19 protein-coding genes and 1 pseudogene are annotated in these 16441 nt (G+C 68.7%); 16 read left to right on the forward strand and 4 right to left on the reverse strand.

What is annotated here, in order from left to right; translation table 11 throughout:
* Positions 1–77: 77 nt before the first annotated feature.
* From DM816_RS31185 to DM816_RS31215, 7 genes are all read left to right on the forward strand, one after another.
* Positions 78–530, forward strand: coding sequence for a hypothetical protein (locus DM816_RS31185; protein WP_162908025.1), 453 nt, complete (start codon positions 78–80; stop codon positions 528–530).
* A 142-nt stretch (positions 531–672) separates the two neighbouring features.
* Entirely contained in the window at positions 673–1629 is a 957-nt protein-coding gene (gene pheA, locus DM816_RS31190) for a prephenate dehydratase (RefSeq protein ID WP_117213960.1), read from the forward strand.
* 4 nt (positions 1630–1633) lie between these two features.
* Positions 1634–1984, forward strand: a complete 351-nt coding sequence (locus DM816_RS31195) for a metallopeptidase family protein (RefSeq protein WP_117213961.1) — start codon at positions 1634–1636, stop codon at positions 1982–1984.
* Positions 1985–2012: 28 nt separating this feature from the next.
* Entirely contained in the window at positions 2013–2735 is a 723-nt protein-coding gene (locus DM816_RS31200; RefSeq protein WP_117213962.1) for an AIM24 family protein, read from the forward strand.
* 84 nt (positions 2736–2819) lie between these two features.
* Entirely contained in the window at positions 2820–3437 is a 618-nt protein-coding gene (locus DM816_RS31205) for a hypothetical protein (protein ID WP_117213963.1), read from the forward strand.
* A gap of 9 nt (positions 3438–3446) precedes the next feature.
* Positions 3447–4703: a serine--tRNA ligase gene (serS, locus tag DM816_RS31210; RefSeq protein ID WP_117213964.1), complete on the forward strand. Its 1257-nt coding sequence runs from the start codon at positions 3447–3449 to the stop codon at positions 4701–4703.
* Entirely contained in the window at positions 4690–5505 is an 816-nt protein-coding gene (locus DM816_RS31215) for an HAD family hydrolase (protein WP_117213965.1), read from the forward strand. The genes serS and DM816_RS31215 overlap by 14 nt, the downstream gene beginning before the upstream one ends.
* A gap of 82 nt (positions 5506–5587) precedes the next feature.
* Here DM816_RS31215 and DM816_RS31220 read toward each other — a convergent pair whose 3' ends face one another.
* On the reverse strand, positions 5588–6046 hold the full coding sequence (locus DM816_RS31220) for a bacterial proteasome activator family protein (protein ID WP_117213977.1): 459 nt from the start codon (positions 6044–6046) through the stop codon (positions 5588–5590).
* 245 nt (positions 6047–6291) lie between these two features.
* Between DM816_RS31220 and DM816_RS31225 the strand changes: the two genes are divergently transcribed.
* The 3 genes from DM816_RS31225 (at position 6292) to DM816_RS31235 (ending at position 9754) form a co-directional block, all read left to right on the forward strand.
* Complete coding sequence (locus DM816_RS31225; RefSeq protein ID WP_162908026.1) at positions 6292–7431, forward strand: ABC transporter substrate-binding protein; 1140 nt, start codon at positions 6292–6294, stop codon at positions 7429–7431.
* A gap of 16 nt (positions 7432–7447) precedes the next feature.
* Positions 7448–7879, forward strand: coding sequence for an Lrp/AsnC family transcriptional regulator (locus DM816_RS31230; protein WP_117213967.1), 432 nt, complete (start codon positions 7448–7450; stop codon positions 7877–7879).
* 117 nt (positions 7880–7996) lie between these two features.
* Positions 7997–9754, forward strand: a complete 1758-nt coding sequence (locus tag DM816_RS31235) for a beta-propeller domain-containing protein (protein WP_211588941.1) — start codon at positions 7997–7999, stop codon at positions 9752–9754.
* Here the strand turns inward: DM816_RS31235 and DM816_RS31240 are convergent.
* The 3 genes from DM816_RS31240 to mobA are packed head-to-tail and all read right to left on the reverse strand — an operon-like array spanning position 9749 to position 11987.
* Positions 9749–10774: a T3SS (YopN, CesT) and YbjN peptide-binding chaperone 1 gene (locus tag DM816_RS31240; protein ID WP_117213969.1), complete on the reverse strand. Its 1026-nt coding sequence runs from the start codon at positions 10772–10774 to the stop codon at positions 9749–9751. The genes DM816_RS31235 and DM816_RS31240 overlap by 6 nt on opposite strands.
* Positions 10775–10809: 35 nt before the next feature.
* Positions 10810–11031, reverse strand: coding sequence for a DUF6457 domain-containing protein (locus DM816_RS31245; protein WP_117213970.1), 222 nt, complete (start codon positions 11029–11031; stop codon positions 10810–10812).
* Positions 11028–11987 carry an NTP transferase domain-containing protein gene (gene mobA, locus DM816_RS31250; RefSeq protein ID WP_117213971.1) on the reverse strand — a complete coding sequence of 320 codons (960 nt, stop codon included), beginning with the start codon at positions 11985–11987 and terminating at the stop codon, positions 11028–11030. The genes DM816_RS31245 and mobA overlap by 4 nt, the downstream gene beginning before the upstream one ends.
* On the opposite strand from mobA, the gene DM816_RS31255 reads away from it, so the two are divergent.
* The 6 genes and pseudogenes from DM816_RS31255 to DM816_RS31280 all read left to right on the forward strand — a co-directional run.
* Positions 11913–12884 (forward strand): DUF4192 domain-containing protein, encoded by a 972-nt coding sequence (locus tag DM816_RS31255; RefSeq protein ID WP_162908028.1) that lies wholly within the window; start codon positions 11913–11915, stop codon positions 12882–12884. The genes mobA and DM816_RS31255 overlap by 75 nt on opposite strands.
* Positions 12881–13300, forward strand: coding sequence for a protein-tyrosine phosphatase family protein (locus tag DM816_RS31260; protein ID WP_117213973.1), 420 nt, complete (start codon positions 12881–12883; stop codon positions 13298–13300). The genes DM816_RS31255 and DM816_RS31260 overlap by 4 nt, the downstream gene beginning before the upstream one ends.
* A 355-nt stretch (positions 13301–13655) precedes the next feature.
* Complete coding sequence (locus DM816_RS31265; RefSeq protein ID WP_117213974.1) at positions 13656–14525, forward strand: fructosamine kinase family protein; 870 nt, start codon at positions 13656–13658, stop codon at positions 14523–14525.
* A gap of 83 nt (positions 14526–14608) precedes the next feature.
* Positions 14609–15610, forward strand: a complete 1002-nt coding sequence (moaA, locus tag DM816_RS31270; protein WP_117213975.1) for a GTP 3',8-cyclase MoaA — start codon at positions 14609–14611, stop codon at positions 15608–15610.
* Between the two features lie 11 nt (positions 15611–15621).
* A complete protein-coding gene (locus DM816_RS31275) occupies positions 15622–15852 on the forward strand; it encodes a MoaD/ThiS family protein (RefSeq protein WP_117213976.1) in 231 nt (76 codons plus the stop codon).
* Between the two features lies 1 nt (position 15853).
* Positions 15854–16441: pseudogene (locus tag DM816_RS31280) on the forward strand (hypothetical protein); the annotation flags it as partial.

The raw sequence follows: 16441 nt of genomic DNA on the forward strand, positions 1-16441 counted from the left end.
GCATTACCGCTGTGCCCCTCCCGCCCCCCAGCCCTGCGGGCCGACCCCCCTTGCGGCCCCTCGTCGCCCTCGCCGTCGTGCTCCTTCTCGCTTCTTGTGGTACGCCGCCGGAGCTGCGCCAGCGCGGCGGGTTGGTGCCGACCCCGAGCCCGGTCGAGCACACCGAGACGCCCGCCTATCCACCGGGGTTCTCGCCGCGCCAGAGCGTGTCCCCATCCGTGAGCGCGAGCCCGTCGCCCTCGCCCACCCCGTTCCCCGAATACACGGCCGTGGACTGCGCCGGGCGGGTCAAGGCCGACCAGGTGATCTCGGCGGTCAAGGCGGACACGTCGATCCGGCCCAGCAAGGCGATCACCGGCCCGCTGTGCGCGGGCACGTGGCAGTGGACTCTGCTGGAGGTGCCCAACCATGATCCCGTTCAGGCCGTGACGCGGGACAACGCCAAGCTCGTAGTCGCGGGCACCGAGGTGTGCACGGCCGAGGTGCGGGCCCACGCGCCGTCCGGCATCAAGTCCCAAGCGGGTTGCTAGCGCCGCGTCGGTGCTTTCCCGCCAGGATCTGAAGGCGCGCTTATGCTTTCAAGATCGCAAGCGGAAGGGTGCGACTTCCGGCGGCACCGGCCCGCGAGTTGCTCTGGCACGAGCAGGGCGGCTCAGTGCTAGTTTCGCTTTTATGCCTGGTGTGCCGCCTACGCGATTCGTCTATCTCGGGCCCGAGAGCACGTTCGCCGAGCAGGCGCTGCTGACCATCCCGGCTGCGGTGGGCGGCATCCGCACGGCCGCGCGCAGCGTGCCAGAGGCCTTGGAGGCCGTGCGCGCGGGCGAGGCCGACGCGGCGCTTGTCCCGTGGGAGAACTCGATCGGCGGTGCGGTCGGCGTGACGCTCGACGAGGTGGTCGACGGTGACCCGCTGGTGATCACGCGCGATGTCGTGATCCCGGTGGAGTTCGTGCTCGCCGCGCGCGCCGACGTGACCCTGTCCGGTGTGCGCACCATCGCCGCGCATCCGCAGGCGTCGATCCAGTGTCGCTCGTGGCTGCGCTCGCACGCGCCCGACGCGACGATCGTCGATGTCCTGTCCAACGGGGCGGCCGCGGTGAGCGCGGCCGAGGGCGTCAACGACGCGGCCATCTGCGCACCGATCGCGGTCGAGCGGTTCCATCTGAAGGTGCTCGCCGACAAGATCGCCGACCACCCGGACGCGGTCACGCGGTTCGTGCTGCTGTCCCGCCCCGGCACGCCCCCGCCCGCCCCGACCGGCGACGACATCACGTCGCTGGCGATCTGGATCGCGCACGACCGGGTGGGCGCGCTGCTGGCGGTGCTCACCGAGCTGGCCGTGCGCGGGGTCAACCTGACCCGGATCGAGTCGCGCCCCACCGGGGAACGGCTGGGGCGCTACGTGTTCTTCCTTGAGTGCACCGGCCACGTCGCCGAGGCGCGGGTGGGCGAGGCGCTCCAGGGGCTGCGGCGCGTCTGCGCGGAGGTGCGCTTCCTCGGGTCCTATCAGCGCGCGCTGCCGCCCGGCCAGCCGGAGCGGCCCGTGCCCCCGCCGACGGGACTGTCCGATGCGGACTATGCGGATTCGGCGGCGTGGTTACGGAAACTGCGGCGCGGCGAGCTAGCGTGAATCCATGCCGGTCGACATGACGCGTGACCGCTTCGAGGAGCTGGTCGGCGAGGCGCTGGACGAGGTACCACCCGAATTGATGAAATTACTGTCCAATGTGGTCATCCTGGTGGAGGATGATCCTCCGTCGGGCGAGGACCTGCTGGGCCTTTACGAGGGCCATGCGCTGACCGAGCGGGGGTGGGATTATTCGGGAGTCCTGCCCGACCGGATCACGATCTACCGCAATCCGACGCTGCGCATCTGCGAGACGGAGGAAGACGTGGTAGATGAGGTCGCGGTGACCGTTGTGCACGAGATCGCCCACCACTTCGGCATCTCCGACGATCGTCTACATGACTTGGGCTGGGATTGACTTGCCCCTTGCCGCTACGGTGTCCGCCATGCAGAGTGCGCTTTTCGCAGCGGAGAACTTGGAAAAGGAATCCACCACCCCAGGCTTTGCCCTGCAAAACTCCAAGATGTTGAAGATCGAGCTCAACGGCGAGGCCATGGCCCGCACCGGCTCGATGGTTGCCTACCAGGGCAACGTCCAGTTCCAGGCCCTCGGCTCCGGTGGCGCCGCGAAATGGCTCAAGAGCAAGCTGACCGGCGAGGGTGTGCCGCTGATGAAGGTCTCCGGCCAGGGCGACGTGTTCCTTGCCGACCGGGCGTCGGACGTGCATCTCATCGACCTCGCCCACGGGGATGCGTTGAGCGTCAACGGAAGCAACGTGCTCGCCTTCGAATCCACGCTGAACTATGACATCAAGATGGTTCAGGGCGTGGGCATGCTGTCCAGTGCCGGCCTGTTCAACTGCGTGTTCACCGGGCAGGGCCGGATCGCCATCACCACCATGGGCACGCCGGTCGTGCTGACCGTCGACCAGCCGACCTACGCCGACCCGCAGGCGGCGATCTGCTGGTCCGCCTCGCTGCAGACCGGCTATCACCGCGCCGACCAGCTCGGGCTCGGCACGCTGCTCGGCCGGAGCACCGGCGAGGCGTTCACGATGAGCTTTGCGGGGCAAGGCTTTGTCGTGGTGCAGCCGTCGGAGGAGCTGCGGCACGCCACCGCTGGGCAGCAGCAATCCAGCGGCGGGCTCGGCAGTCTGCTTGGCGGCTGACGCTCGGCAGTCTGCTTGGCGGCTGACGTTCGGCAGCCTGCTTGGCGGCTGTCGGGGTTATCCGGGGGGCGATACCCTTTCTCCATGTCCGGTGACGTGGTGGATTTCGCCCCCGTTCCTCGACCGCGCAAGTGGACTCGCCCCAGCTGGCAGACCGGCAGCGCGGCGGTGCCGCTGGCCGTGCTCGGCGCGGCCCTCGGCGCCGCCTCGCTGTTCGGCGAGTGGACGACGATCACCATGCCCAACGGCGTCGAAACACCCGCGATCATGCTGTCCTCGGTGGGCTCGTTGGGGACCGCGTTCGTGGTTGCGCTGATGGCCCTGGTCACGGTCGTGGCGATCGCCCTTTTTGGAGAACATCCAGGGGGGACCCGAAATCAGCGCGTCGCCGGGATAGCCCTCAGCGGCGGGTCGCTGGTCCTGCTCGGCGCGATCGCCAACATGCTCACCGCCGAAAACCAGGGCCGGATCTATCTTGTCGCCTCTTCGCTCTCGTCCAGTGCGCAGGCCGAGCCGACCGCGTCCCTGGCGTGGGGTGTCTATGCCGCGTTCGGTGCGGTGATCGCGCTCGGCGGGGCGCTGCTGCTGCCCGCGCCGGTCCGGCGCACCCGGGAGGTGCCCGTGGAGGAGGAGCCCGAGTTCGAGGGCGAGGCGGTCGACCTGACGGTAACTGTGGAGCCCGTGCGGGGGCCCGGACGGTAGTCTTTGCACGTGATTGATCTGCGTCTGCTCCGTGAGGATCCCGAGCTGCTGCGAGCCAGTCAGCGCAAGCGCGGCGAGCCCGTCGAACGCGTCGATGAGCTGGTTGCCGCCGACGAGGCGAGGCGGTCGGCCGTGTCCTCCTTCGAGGCGTTGCGCGCCGAGCAGAAGCAGTTGGGCAGGCTCGTGCCCAAGGCGGCGGGCGAGGAGAAGGCGGCCCTGCTCGCCAAGACCAAGGAGCTCGCGGAGAAGGTGAAGCGGGCCGAGGCCGCGGTCGGCGAGGCGGAGGCGGCGCTGCGGGCCGCGCAGCTGGCCCTGCCCAACCTCGTGGAGGAGGGCGCACCCGCGGGCGGCGAGGACGACTACGTCGTGCTGCGCGAGGTCGGGGAGAAGCCGTCGATCGCCGCGCCAAAGGATCACCTGGAGCTCGGCGAGGCGCTGCGGGCCATCGACATGGAGCGTGGGGCCAAGGTCTCGGGTGCGCGGTTCTACTACCTGACCGGGCAGGGCGCGCTGCTGCAGCTCGCGCTGCTCCAATATGGACTTTCGGTGGCGGTGGAGGCCGGGTTCACCCCCATGATCCCGCCGGTCCTGGTGAAGCCGGAGACCATGGAGGGCACCGGATTCCTCGGGGCGCATGCCAGCGAGATTTACCACCTGCCCGCCGACGATCTCTACCTGGTCGGCACGAGCGAGGTGCCCCTAGCCGGGTACCACAAAGACGAGATTTTGAATTTGACCGGTCCGCAACGCTATGCGGGCTGGTCCAGCTGCTTCCGCAGGGAGGCGGGCAGCTACGGCAAGGACACGCGCGGCATCATCCGGGTGCACCAGTTCGACAAGGTCGAGATGTTCTCGTTCTGCCCGCCCGAGCAGGCGCACGAGGAGCACCTGCGGCTGCTCGCGATCGAGGAGGAGCTGCTCGGCAAGCTCGAGCTGGCCTACCGGGTGATCGATGTGGCGGCGGGCGACCTCGGTTCGTCGGCCGCGCGGAAATACGACTGCGAGGCGTGGATCCCGTCGCAGGGCAAATACCGCGAGGTGACGTCGACGTCCAACTGCACGACGTTCCAAGCGCGGCGGCTCAACGTGCGCTATCGCGACGCGGAGGGCCGGCCGCAGACCACGGCCACGCTCAACGGCACGCTGGCCACGACCCGGATGATCGTCGCGCTGCTGGAGCAGCATCAGCAGCCCGACGGGACGGTCAAGATTCCCAAGGCGCTGCAGGCATTCCTGGGCGGGCGGGACGTTCTTGAACCTGCCTAAACTGATCGCCACCGATCTGGACGGCACGATCGTCCGCTCGGACGAGAGCGTGAGCACGTTCACCCATTCTGTGTTCGAACGCGTCCGTGGCGCCGGCATCCCGATCGTCGGCGTCACCGGGCGCGGGCCCCGGCTGGAGTCGTTGAGCCGCACCGATCTGCCGCACGCCGACCTGCTGGTGCTCGGGCAGGGTGGGCGGGTTCTCGACCTGCGCGGGCCGGGCGCGCCGCGGGTGCTGCGCGATGCGCGGGTGCCGGGGCCGGTCATCGCGCGCATCGTGTCCACATTGGAGGCTCGGCTGGGCCCGATCAAGCTGCTGCTGGAGGTGCTCGACGCGCCCGGCGCACCGCTGTGGGGCGACGAGGTCGACGACTGGCCCTACCCCGATGATCTGATCGTGCAGGAGCGCGAGCTCTCGCTAGGGCACGATGTCATCAAGGCGTTCGTCCGGGTCGGGCCCGACACCGACGCGCTGCTGGAGGTTGCCGCAGGGGTGATCCCGGCCGACGTGGCCGAGGTGACGCACTCGGGGCTCGGCTGGGTCGAGATCACACCGCCCAATGTGGACAAGGGCACGGGTCTGGCGATCGTGGCCGCCGAGCTCGGTGTCAAGCCTGAGGACGTACTGGTCTTCGGGGATATGCCCAACGACATCCCGATGTTCAAGTGGGCCGGGTGGCGGCGCGTCGCGGTGGAAAACGCCCACCCGGCCCTGCTGGCGCTGGCCGACGAGGTCACGCTGTCCAACGAGCGCGACGGGGTCGCGGTCTATCTGGACAACCTGCTCAAGATGTCTTCATAGGTATTGCCCGGGGGCTCGGCTACTTGCCTTTGCCTGCCCCGGTCGCCGGACGAGCCGGCGAGGCCGGGTGTCCGGCGGTGCTTTACAGGTATTGCCCGGGGGTGGGCTGCTTGCCGGGGTCGCCGGCCGGGCCGCCGAGGCCGGGCGGGAGTGCGGGGCGGCCGCGCATCTGCTCCAGCTGCATGCGCGCGGCCATCTGCTGGGCCACGAGCGCGGCCTGAATGCCGTGGAACAGGCCCTCCAGCCAGCCGACCAGCTGGGCCTGCGCGATGCGCAGCTCGGCCTCGGTGGGTGTCGTGCCCTCAGAGAAGTCGATGGAGATGCGCTCCAGCTCGTCGCGCAGCTCCGGGGCCAGGCCGTCCTCGAGCTCCAGGATGGACCGCCGATGGATCTCGACCAGGCGCTCGCGGCCCTTCTCGTCCAGCGGCGCGGCCCGAACCTCCTCCAGCAGCTGTTTGATCATCGTGCCGATGCGCATGACCTTGGCCGGCTGCTCGATCAGGCGGGAGGGGTCGTCATCGCGGTCGCTCAGCGCCCCCATGGGCTGGCCGTCGGGGCCCACCACCACGACGGTCTTCTCTTCGTGCTGCTGATCAGTCACCGGACCATCCTACTGACCGCCGCTCCTCGTCACCGGGCGCACCTATGGCTGGTCCCACCGGACGAGGGCTGGGCATTGACGTCGGCGGCTGGGCACGGTAGAACGCCACAGTGGCCTTAAACCGCGCCACGCGGGGCCCTGGGAGGGACACAATGGACGGCCTAGACAGACGCGGCCTACTCCGCATGCTCGCGGCTGTGGGCGCCGCGGGCGCCACCGGGGGTCTCGCGGCCTGCGCGCCCGGCACCAGTGAGAGCCCCAAGAGCCCGGTCAAGCTCGGTCTGCTCGTCCCCGCCACGGGTGTCAACAAGGGCATCGGCGCCGACCTGGAAAACGGCTTCAAGCTCTATCTGGAGCAGCACGAGGGCAAGTTCGCCGGGCACCCGATCGACCTCGTCATCGCCGACGAGGGTGACCAGGTGAAGCAGGGCACCGACGCGCTGCAGGAGCTGCACAAGCAGAGCGTGGCCGCGGTGGTGGGCGTGGCCAACCCCGACCTGCTGCCGGCCGTCCGCGACCTGGTGGAGAAGAGCCAGATCCCGCTGATCGCCGCGCATGGCTCGTCGTCGCAGATGGCCAGCGCCGTGTATATCTGGCGCACCGCCTACGTCAACAACGAGCCGGGCCGCGCCCTCGGCATCCACCTCAAGGGCAAGGGCAACGTGGCGCTCGTCGCCCTGCAGGACAGCTTCGGCAAGGATGTCATGGCGGGCTTCTCGAAGGAGTTCGGCCAGACGATCACGCCGGTCTGGGTGGCGCCCACGGGCAACCCCAGCCGGGCGCACCTGGCCAACGCCATCGACGAGGCCATGAACAGCGGAGTCTCGGCGATCTTCTGCTACTTCCCGCCCGCCTACCTGATCCCGTTCATGGAAGGCCTGGCGTCGGCGGGCAACCGGCGGCCGGTCTACGCGCCCGGCGTGGTCTCCGAGGGCGTGGCGCTGGAGCAGCTGGCCGGGGCCAAGGACCTGTACACCGCGATGCAGTACTCCTCCGACCTGACCAACGAGGCCAATCGCACGTTCTCGTCGGTGTACCAGAGAAAATTCTCCCGGTCGCCAACGGCCTACGCGGTGGCCGCCTACGACGCGGCGTTCGTCCTCGATCGCGCGACCGCGCTGATCGGCGACGGCAGTGTGTCCCCGATCCGGCTCAACGCCGAGATCTCCAAGGTGGGACAGATCATCAGCCCCCGGGGGAACTGGCAGTTCACCCAGTCCCGCGCGCCGCAGCAGAAGTGGTACCTGCGGCAGGTCCGGGCGGACGGCCCGATCATGGTCAACAAGCTCGTCAGCGAGCTGACCACGCTGGACACCCAGACCTAGGTACTATCCTCGGCTGGTGCAGCTTGATGTTGTCGACCAACGCATCATCGCCGCGTTGGTGAGCGACGCGCGCACCACCTACGCCGAGATCGGGCAGGCGGTGTCGCTGTCCGCCCCGGCGGTCAAGAGACGGGTGGACCGGCTCCGCTCGCTGGGCGTGATCAAAGGCTTCACCGCCGTGGTCGACCCCAAGGCGGTCGGCTGGACCACCGAGGCGTTCGTCGAGCTGTTCTGCACGGGCCGGACGACACCGGCGCAGATCACGACGGCCACCCGGCGGCACCCCGAGGTGGTCGGGGCATACACGGTGTCAGGTGAGGCGGATGCGCTCGTGCACTTGCGCGCCGCCGACATGCAGCATCTGGAACAGGTGCTGGAACGGCTGCGCGCCGAGCCGTTTGTCACGTCGACCCGAAGCATGATCGTGCTGTCGCGGCTCGGGGATTGAAGCAACCTTGTCGTAAATGATTGCGTCCAAGGCTGCATGAGACGAGCCTTTGTCCTGCTTACGGCGTTTGCACTGGTGGGATGCTCACAGACGACGGTCGGCAAATCGGTGACTCCGGTGCCGGCCTTGAAGTTGGTGGCCTACGCATCGTGTGACGAGTTGTTGGCATCCGTGCGCCAGGCCGCGAAGGCCAGCGTCGGGCCGTACGGCTTCACCGGGGGCGGCGACCTTCGGTTCGGCATTCCGGAGATGGCGCGGGCGGACGCGCTCGGTGCGCTGCCACCCGCGGCCGCGAAGGCAGGTGACGGCGGCACCCAACAACAGGGCTATTCCGGCACCAACACGCACGAGAAGGGCGTGGACGAGCCCGACCTGGTCAAGACCGACGGCAAGCGGGTCGTCGTGGTCAAGGGAGGTTCGCTGCATGTCATCGACGCGGCGAGCCGCCGGGAGACCCATCGGCTGCCGGTGGACCAGGGGGCGCACCAGATCCTGCTGAGCGGCGACCGGGTGCTCGTGCTGAGCGGGGGCTATGCGCCCGTCTACTCGGACATGCCGACGCGGGACATCATGCCTTCCGGCCGTGGCACCACACTGATCCAGATGATCGACATCGGCGGCGCACCGAAGGTCGTGGGGGAGTTCAAGATCGATGCACGGCTGATCGGCGCGCGGCAGGTCGGCTCGATGGTGCGGATCGTCACGGCCAGCACGCCGAAGGTGGCCTTCCCGAGATGGGAGAGCAAAGCGACCGTCGAGCAGAAGCTGGCTGCCAACCGCGAGACCATCGACAAGACACCGATCGACGCGTGGCTGCCCGACATCGTCGTGAATGGACAGTCCAGGAAACTTGACTGCGGCGACATCAGCCGGCCCGACGAGTTCAGCGGCGCGTCGATGGTCACACTGTTGAGCTTCAACCTCGGCGCGGCCACCCTGTCGCAGGGCGACCCGGTCGTGCTGATGGCCGACGGGGACACGGTCTACGGGAGCGGGCCAAACCTCTATGTCGCCAACGATCAGCGGTGGCGCATGTGGCGGTCCGACGTGTGGAACCCGCAGCAATTCAAACCGAAAACCGATTTTTATCAGTACGACGTGACGACGCCCAAGCCGACGTATGTCGCGAGCGGCACCGTGCCAGGCTGGCTGCTCAACCAGTACTCGATGAGTGAATTCGACGGAGTGCTGCGGGTGGCGACGACGTCGGACGCGGAGGGCGGCAACACATCGTCCTCGTCGGTCTACACGCTGGCGAAGGAGGGCGGGTCGCTCAAGCAGATCGGGGAGGTGGGCGGCCTCGGCAAGGGTGAGCGCATCTACGCCGTCCGGTTCGTGGGCAAGATCGGCTATGTGGTCACGTTCCGGCAGACCGACCCGCTGTACACGCTCGATCTCGGCGATCCGCGCAGGCCGCGGGTGGTCGGCGAGCTGAAGATCCCGGGTTACAGCGCATACCTGCACCCGGTGAGCGACAGCCGGTTGATCGGGGTCGGGCAGGACGCCACGGAGCAGGGGCGGGTGCAGGGCACCCAGGTGTCGCTGTTCGACGTCGGAAACCTGGCCGAGCCGAAACGGGTGGCGCAGCACAAGATCGCGCGGGCGCACAGCGAGGCCGAAAGCGACCCGCACGCGTTCCTCTACTGGCCGGAGACGAAGCTGCTGGTGATCCCGGTCAACTCGAAGGCGCTGCTGTTGCGGGTCGACAACGCCACGCTGACCGAGATCGCGACCGTCTCGCACTCGTCCGCCCAGTACGGGGATCCGATCCGGCGCTCGCTGGTCATCGGCGACACGCTGTGGACCATCTCGCACCGGGGAGCCATGGCGTCCAGTTTGGACGGTGCGCGGGAGCTCGCGTTCGTCAACCTATAGGTATTGACCGATTCGCTCTTGGGTGTCGGGGGACCGGCCGCTGGGCTTGTCCCCCTCACCGAAGAACCGCTTCCCGCCGAACTCGCCGTGCAGGCGGTCGTCGAGCTCGTCGGCCAGGCCCGTCATCACCTGGATCGCCAGGGACAGGTGCGTCGCCTGGAAATCGCGGCCGAAAACGGGGACCGAGGCCCACACGGTGCCCGCGGTGCAGTAGAGCCGGCCGATGGGCATGCGGTTGGTCAGCTCGGACAGCTTGACGAACAGCTTCTCGCTCGGCTCGACCTCGGTCAGGACGGGGGAGAACACGTCGATGAGCGGGGGGTTGTCGCGCACCCGCACGAACACCATCGCCGAACCGGCGCGGATGCCGATGTCACCGTCGGCGTCCACCTGCAGCTGATCGGGGTCGGTCTTGGTCAGCGCGGCGACGACGATGCGGACCCGCTCGGCGAGATCTAGCCCTTGCAGCGCCACGGAATCCAGCGCGGGAGGGCTGTCCATTGTGGACTCGTGACGGGCGGAGGCGAGCTGCGGGATGGTCAGCTGTTCGTCCTTGGCGTCGCGGCTGGCGTAGACCAGAAACGCGGGGTGCGGGGCTCCGTAAACGTCGCGAAGCGTGCGGGTGATGATCCGGGAGAGCCGGTCGTCGCCGCCACCACCGTCCTCGCTCAGGCCGAAGCTCTCGCCGGAGCCCGCGAGCACGCCCGGTGGCGACCAGCCCAGTGCCACCATGGCGGCGACGGCCGTGCGATCCAACCGGTACCCCTGAGGGAGATTGGCATTTCCGATGGCCATGGCCATCGTGCCGGTCTCGGTCTTCTCCAGGCTCACGCCGTAGACGGCGTCTCCGGTGCCGGATGCCGTCGGATCGAGCGTCACGTCGAGGTGGGATCCGACGGGCATGTCGGGCAGGGCGCTCGCCAGCGCCCGCGCGAACTCGCGCCACGCCTCGGTCACCTTCACGCCCAGGTCGGCCGTTGTCGGCTCATCCAACAACTCGGCCTCGGGCAGGTCCGCCATGATCCCTCCTTGGAAGAGTGTCCCCGGGGACGTTGTCAGGCTTGAACCAGCGCTGTCAATCGGGCAGCCAGTTCGGCCGGATCGCCCTCGCCCCTGCCAACAGCCAAACCCAGCAGATAAGCGCCGATGGGAGCGGCCGGGCGTACCGTGTTGTGCGCCACTTCGCGGGCCAGGTCGAGAATCACCTTGGTGTCGGCGGCGTCCGGTGGCAGCCCAAGCTCGGCACACGCGGCAGTCACAAACTCGTCCAACGTCATGAGAGCCTTCTTTCCGCCTCTTCGAGCTCCTCCGGTGTGTCGCAGTCATACCATGGAGGCATTCCCGCGCCGCGCCATGGCAGTTCGGAAACCCGCGCCGCGTTGTTTATCAAACCCTTCATCGAAGGGGGTACCGGTGGCGCCAACGCCCTCACCAGTGCCCCCACCGACCAGACCGCCGCCATTGGCTGCCTTCGCCCCTCATCGTCCACGTACAGCGCCACGTCGTGGGTGTTTTGTCGCAATAACGCCAGTGCCTCGGCACTCAGGAACGGTAGATCCCCGCCGACCACGGCCACAAAGTCTTCGTCGCGCACGGCTGAGCTGGACCACTGCGGGGCTCGCGCAGCGGCATGCGTCCGCTCATCGCCCACGCTTTCCTCACTCGCACTGGACAACTGCGTCGCGCCACCTGGCCCCTGCAGGGCTGCAGCTTGCGTTTGCGCCTCATCGGGCCGCGCCCGCGTGCCCTCGCCTTGCGCACGCCGGGGTAGCGCTTCTCCACCCCGCGCATGCGGCGCCTGTTCCCACTGGTGCAAGGCATTGAGCCCGGCAGCAATACCGGCGACCGGCCCGGTGCCAGCGGGATGCTCCTGGGTCAGGCGCACTCTGGCGGGAAGGTGGCCTGCCAACTCGATGGGACCAACCACGACAATGTGGTCAGCATCCGAAACGGCCCGTAGGACGCGATGAAGCATCGACTCGCCCGCGACTGCGAGAAGGGGTTTAAGGACCCCGCCCATGCGCCTGCCGGAACCGCCCGCCAAGACTATCGCCGAATAACCCACTTTGGCCCCAAGGTCTTTTGCCTGTGGATAACTTATCCACAGGTTGGCGATCATGCTTGCGGACCCATTGGAACAGGTGTTCGCTTGTGCCCCATGAAGCAACTCGAAGTCCGGATCAACAGCCGCGAAGAACTGCTGGGCTATGTGCCATACGCGTTGGGTTTCCATCCGGCCGACAGCATTGTCCTGCTGGGAATCACCCGGCGACGGCTGTTGGGCATGACCGCTCGCGTCGACGCCGACCAACCTACCCGCGAGATCACGCGCGCCCTCTGCGTTGCCTTGCGACGCAAGCAAGATGTCTGCGGCCTCTTCCTTTTTGGATACGGGCCGGAGCCCATCAGCGGTCCAATGCAGACCGTTGCGCGGGACCTCCGAGCACGCAACTATCTGGTTCACGAGGTGCTGCGTGTGGCCGATGGACGCTACCACTGCCTGGACTGCAACGGCTGCACGGCACCGGCGGGCCGCCCATTCGACGTCGCCACCAGCGTCGCCGCGACCGCCATGACCGTCGCCGGCGCGGTGGCCAGGCCGACACGGGATGACGTGGAAAAACTGGTTCGGCCGATCGGCGGGCTCGCGGCCGCTTCGATGAGGCAGGCCGTCGACCGCGCGGAGCAGCGTTTCGATGGCGTTCGCGACAACGCCGTGCTCCTGGAGCTCGGCAGGCACGCGGTCGACGAAGCCTTCGCGCGTGCCAAGGATCGGCTCAAGCTCAGCGATGACGAGGTGGCCTGGTTGAGCGTGCTCATGGTCGACACCAAGGTGCGCGACCATGCTTGGTGGCTCACCGACGGGCGAGACTGGCAGCTGGAGTTCTGGCTCGAGATGACGCGACGCGCCGAGCCGGTCCTGGCGGCCCCGATGGCCAGCCTGCTCGCCTGGTGCGCGTGGCGGCAGGGCGACGGTGGGCCGCTCGCCATCGCTGCGCTGGAGCGGGCCATGCGAATCGACCCGGGCTATGATCTGGCGCAGATGCTCAGTGAATTGATCTCCCAGGCCTACCCGCCCGAGACGATCCCGCATTGGCCTCCGCAGCCGTCGCGGACCGGTGAGCGATGAACAGCAGCGACCGGTGGATCGACGAGTTCGGGATAATGCGGCTGCCCGGCGGAGCCCGCGTGCGCGGGCGTCGGCTGACCGACTCCGCGACACCGGCGGATTTCGCGCTCGTGCTGGCGGCCGGCCCGGTGCCTCCGTGGTCATATCGGCGCATTCGCTGGCCCGATTTCTGGGTCCCGATGGATCGGGCCGATGCGCTTGACGCGTTGCGTGAGGCGCACGAGCGAGCCCTGGCCGGACAACGGGTCGAGGTCGCCTGCCATGGCGGCGTCGGGCGCACCGGCACAGCCCTTGCCGCCCTGGCGGTTCTCGACGGCCTCACACCCGAGGCGGCGGTGATGTGGGTGCGCGACAACTACCATCGCCGCGCCGTCGAGACCCCGTGGCAGCGAAGGTGGTTGCGCAAGGTCCGGTGAGCCCCGCCACAGTCGCGGGATCGCTGCGCCGACGGCCGAAAACCGCCGCAGGCAGGCAAGCACGCAAGCAGGCCGCAGGCAGGCGAACCGCACGCGAGCAGGACGCACGCAGGCAGGCAGGCGAACCGCACCCAAGCAGGCCGCGCCCAAGCAGGGCGCAGGCAGGCGAACCGCACCCAAGCAGGCCGGCGAGCAGGGCGCACAAGCAGGGCGCAGGCAGGCGAACCGCACCCAAAGCAGGCCGGCGAGCAGGTCGAACGCAGCGAGCCGCAGGCAGGCGAACTCGGGGGACGGACGGAAGCGGCGGCTTTCAGGCGGTCGCTGTGCGTTGCTTGGCACGCGCCAGAATGGGGCCGTGGACCTCGCCTACGTCAGGGAGCACCCGCAGCTGCTGCGGACCATGCTCACGCATCAGCGGATCAGAGAGACGCCCGTTGACGGGGGGTCGATCTGCCGCAGCTCACGCCTTACGTTCGACAACGGAGAGTCCATGTTCATGAAGGAGTGGCCCAAGGGCGATCCGCCCAGCGGGTTCTTCCACGCCGAGGCGAGCGGGCTTCGCTGGCTCGCCGAGACGGGCACGGTCGCCGTGCCGGAGGTGATCGTGGAGGCGCCCGACCTGCTCGGGCTGGCGTGGGTGGAGCCCGGTGAGCCCACGCGGGCGGCGGCCGAGCACTTTGGACGGTCGCTTGCGCAGATGCATCAGGCGGGCGCGCCCGCGTTCGGGGCGCAGTGGGACGGATATCACGGTTCCGCGCCCATGGACAACACACCGAGCGCCGGACCGTGGCATGTCTGGTTCGCTCAGCGGAGGCTCAACGCGTACCTCCAAATGTCGTTGAATGCCCTTTCCGCCTCGGACATCGAGCTTGTCGAACGGGTCATCGCCGCGATGGATGGCTCCGGCGACGAGCCGCCCGCGCGCATCCACGGCGACCTTTGGATGGGCAACCTGCTCTGGGGCGCGGATGGGCGGTGCTGGCTGGTCGATCCGGCGGCGCACGGCGGTCATCGCGAGACCGACCTGGCATATCTAGAGCTATGGGGCCGGGCACCGCACTTCGACGCGATACTCGGCGCATATGAGGAGGTCTGGCCACTCGCGCCGGGGTGGCGGGAGCGCGTGCCGCTGCACCAGCTTTCGATGTACCTGCTGCACACCGCACTGTTTGGGGCGGCGTTCGCCTCGGGCGTGCGGGAAACGGCGGCGGCGTGCCCACACTGACTGGGGTGGAACAGCGCCTTCACCAGATGGGAACGGGCGGCCGCGAGACGCGGCAGGGCGCGTCTTTGGGCTACCTTCGAACGATGAATGGTGCCGCAGGATTGGTCGACCGCTATGGACGGCGGGCGACCGATCTTCGGGTCTCGCTGACGGACCGGTGCAACCTGCGCTGCTCCTACTGCATGCCGCCCGAGGGCCTGCCCTGGCTGCCCAAGGAGGAGATCCTCACCGACGCCGAGATAGTGCGGCTGATCGGCATCGCGGTGACCCGGCTCGGGGTGACCGAGGTCCGGTTCACCGGCGGGGAGCCGCTGCTGCGGCCCGGCCTGGTCGACATCGTGACGGCGAGCGCCGCGCTGGCCCCCCGCCCGCGGCTCTCGTTGACGACCAACGCGATCGGGCTGGAGAGGCTGGCGAGCGCGCTGCACGCCGCCGGGCTGGACCGGGTGAATGTGTCGCTCGACACGCTCGACCCGGACCGGTTCGCGAGGTTGGCCCACCGCCGGCGGTTCGACGACACGATTCGCGGGCTGCACGCGGCTCACGCCGAAGGGCTGCGCCCAGTCAAGATCAACACGGTGCTCCTGCGCGGGATCAACGACGACGAGGCGCCGGCGCTGTTGCGGTTCGCGCTCGAGCACGGATACGAGCTGCGCTTCATCGAGCAGATGCCGCTCGACGCGCAGCACGGCTGGAAGCGTGAAGAGATGATCACCGCTCAGGAGATCTTGGAGTCGCTCAACGCCTGGTTCGACCTATCGCCCGATCCGGCGGAGCGCGCCGGGGCCCCGGCCGAAACCTGGTTGGTCAACGGCGGGCCGACGCGGGTAGGCGTGATCGGCTCGGTGACCAGGCCATTCTGCGGTGACTGCGACCGCACCCGGCTCACGGCCGACGGGCAGGTCCGCAATTGCCTGTTCGCCACCGGCGAGACCGACCTTCGCGGGCTGATGCGCGCGGGCGCCTCGGACGAGGATCTCGCCAACGCGTGGCGCGCCGCCATGTGGGGCAAGCTGCCCGGCCACGGCATCGACGATGCGTCATTCCTGCAGCCGGCGCGGCCCATGTCGGCCATCGGCGGATAGGCGGCGTAGAGATGATCACGATTCGATACTTCGCCGGGGCTCGGGCGGCCGCCGGGGTCTCCGAGGAACAGGTGCCCGCCGGATGCTCCATCGAGCAGCTGGGCAAGGAGCGCGGCGAGACTCTGCAACGCGTGCTTCTTTCAGCCAGCTTTCTGGTCGACGGGCTAGCGTGGCACGACCGCAGCGCACCGCTGCCCGCGGGCGCGACGGTTGACGTGCTTCCACCATTCGCCGGAGGGTGACTTGCTCCAGGGATTGATCTTCCTCGGGATCGTGCTGCTCGTGCTCGGCCCGGTTCACTGGTACCTCTGGCGCCGGCTGGTCAAGGACACCACCAGGCCTGGGCGGTGGCGCCGAGTCGGGACGATCGCGACGTTCGTGCTGGTGATCGCGCTCTTGGCGGCGTTCGTGATGCCGCGGATCCTGGGCCCCAAGGAGAGCTTCGGGTTCTCGCTGGTCGGATACATGTGGCTGGCGGTGATGTTCTACCTGCTGGTCGTGCTGCTCGCGCTGGAGATCCCGCGGCTGCTGCTCCGCCTGATCGGCCGGCGCACGGTCACGGTGCAGGCCGCGGCCGGGACGGTCGCCGCCGACAGCTCGTCGGGTGCCGGATCCAGCGGAGTGGGAAGCGCGCTTGGGCCGGGTGGCCCGGCCAGAGACGTTGCCGAAGCGGGCGCCGACGGGGCGGGCAACGCGTTAGGGGCGGGCCCGGCGGGCGGCGAGCGAGCGGGTGGCGGTAGGGCCGGTAACGCGGCGGACGCCGATGCCGCGGGCGGGGCGGGTGCGGATCAGCTGTTGGTGAGCAGGCGGTTGGTGCTCGCGCGGGGTGCG

This window comes from Allorhizocola rhizosphaerae (assembly GCF_003426775.1).
GTDB classification, from domain to species: Bacteria; Actinomycetota; Actinomycetes; order Mycobacteriales; family Micromonosporaceae; genus Allorhizocola; species Allorhizocola rhizosphaerae.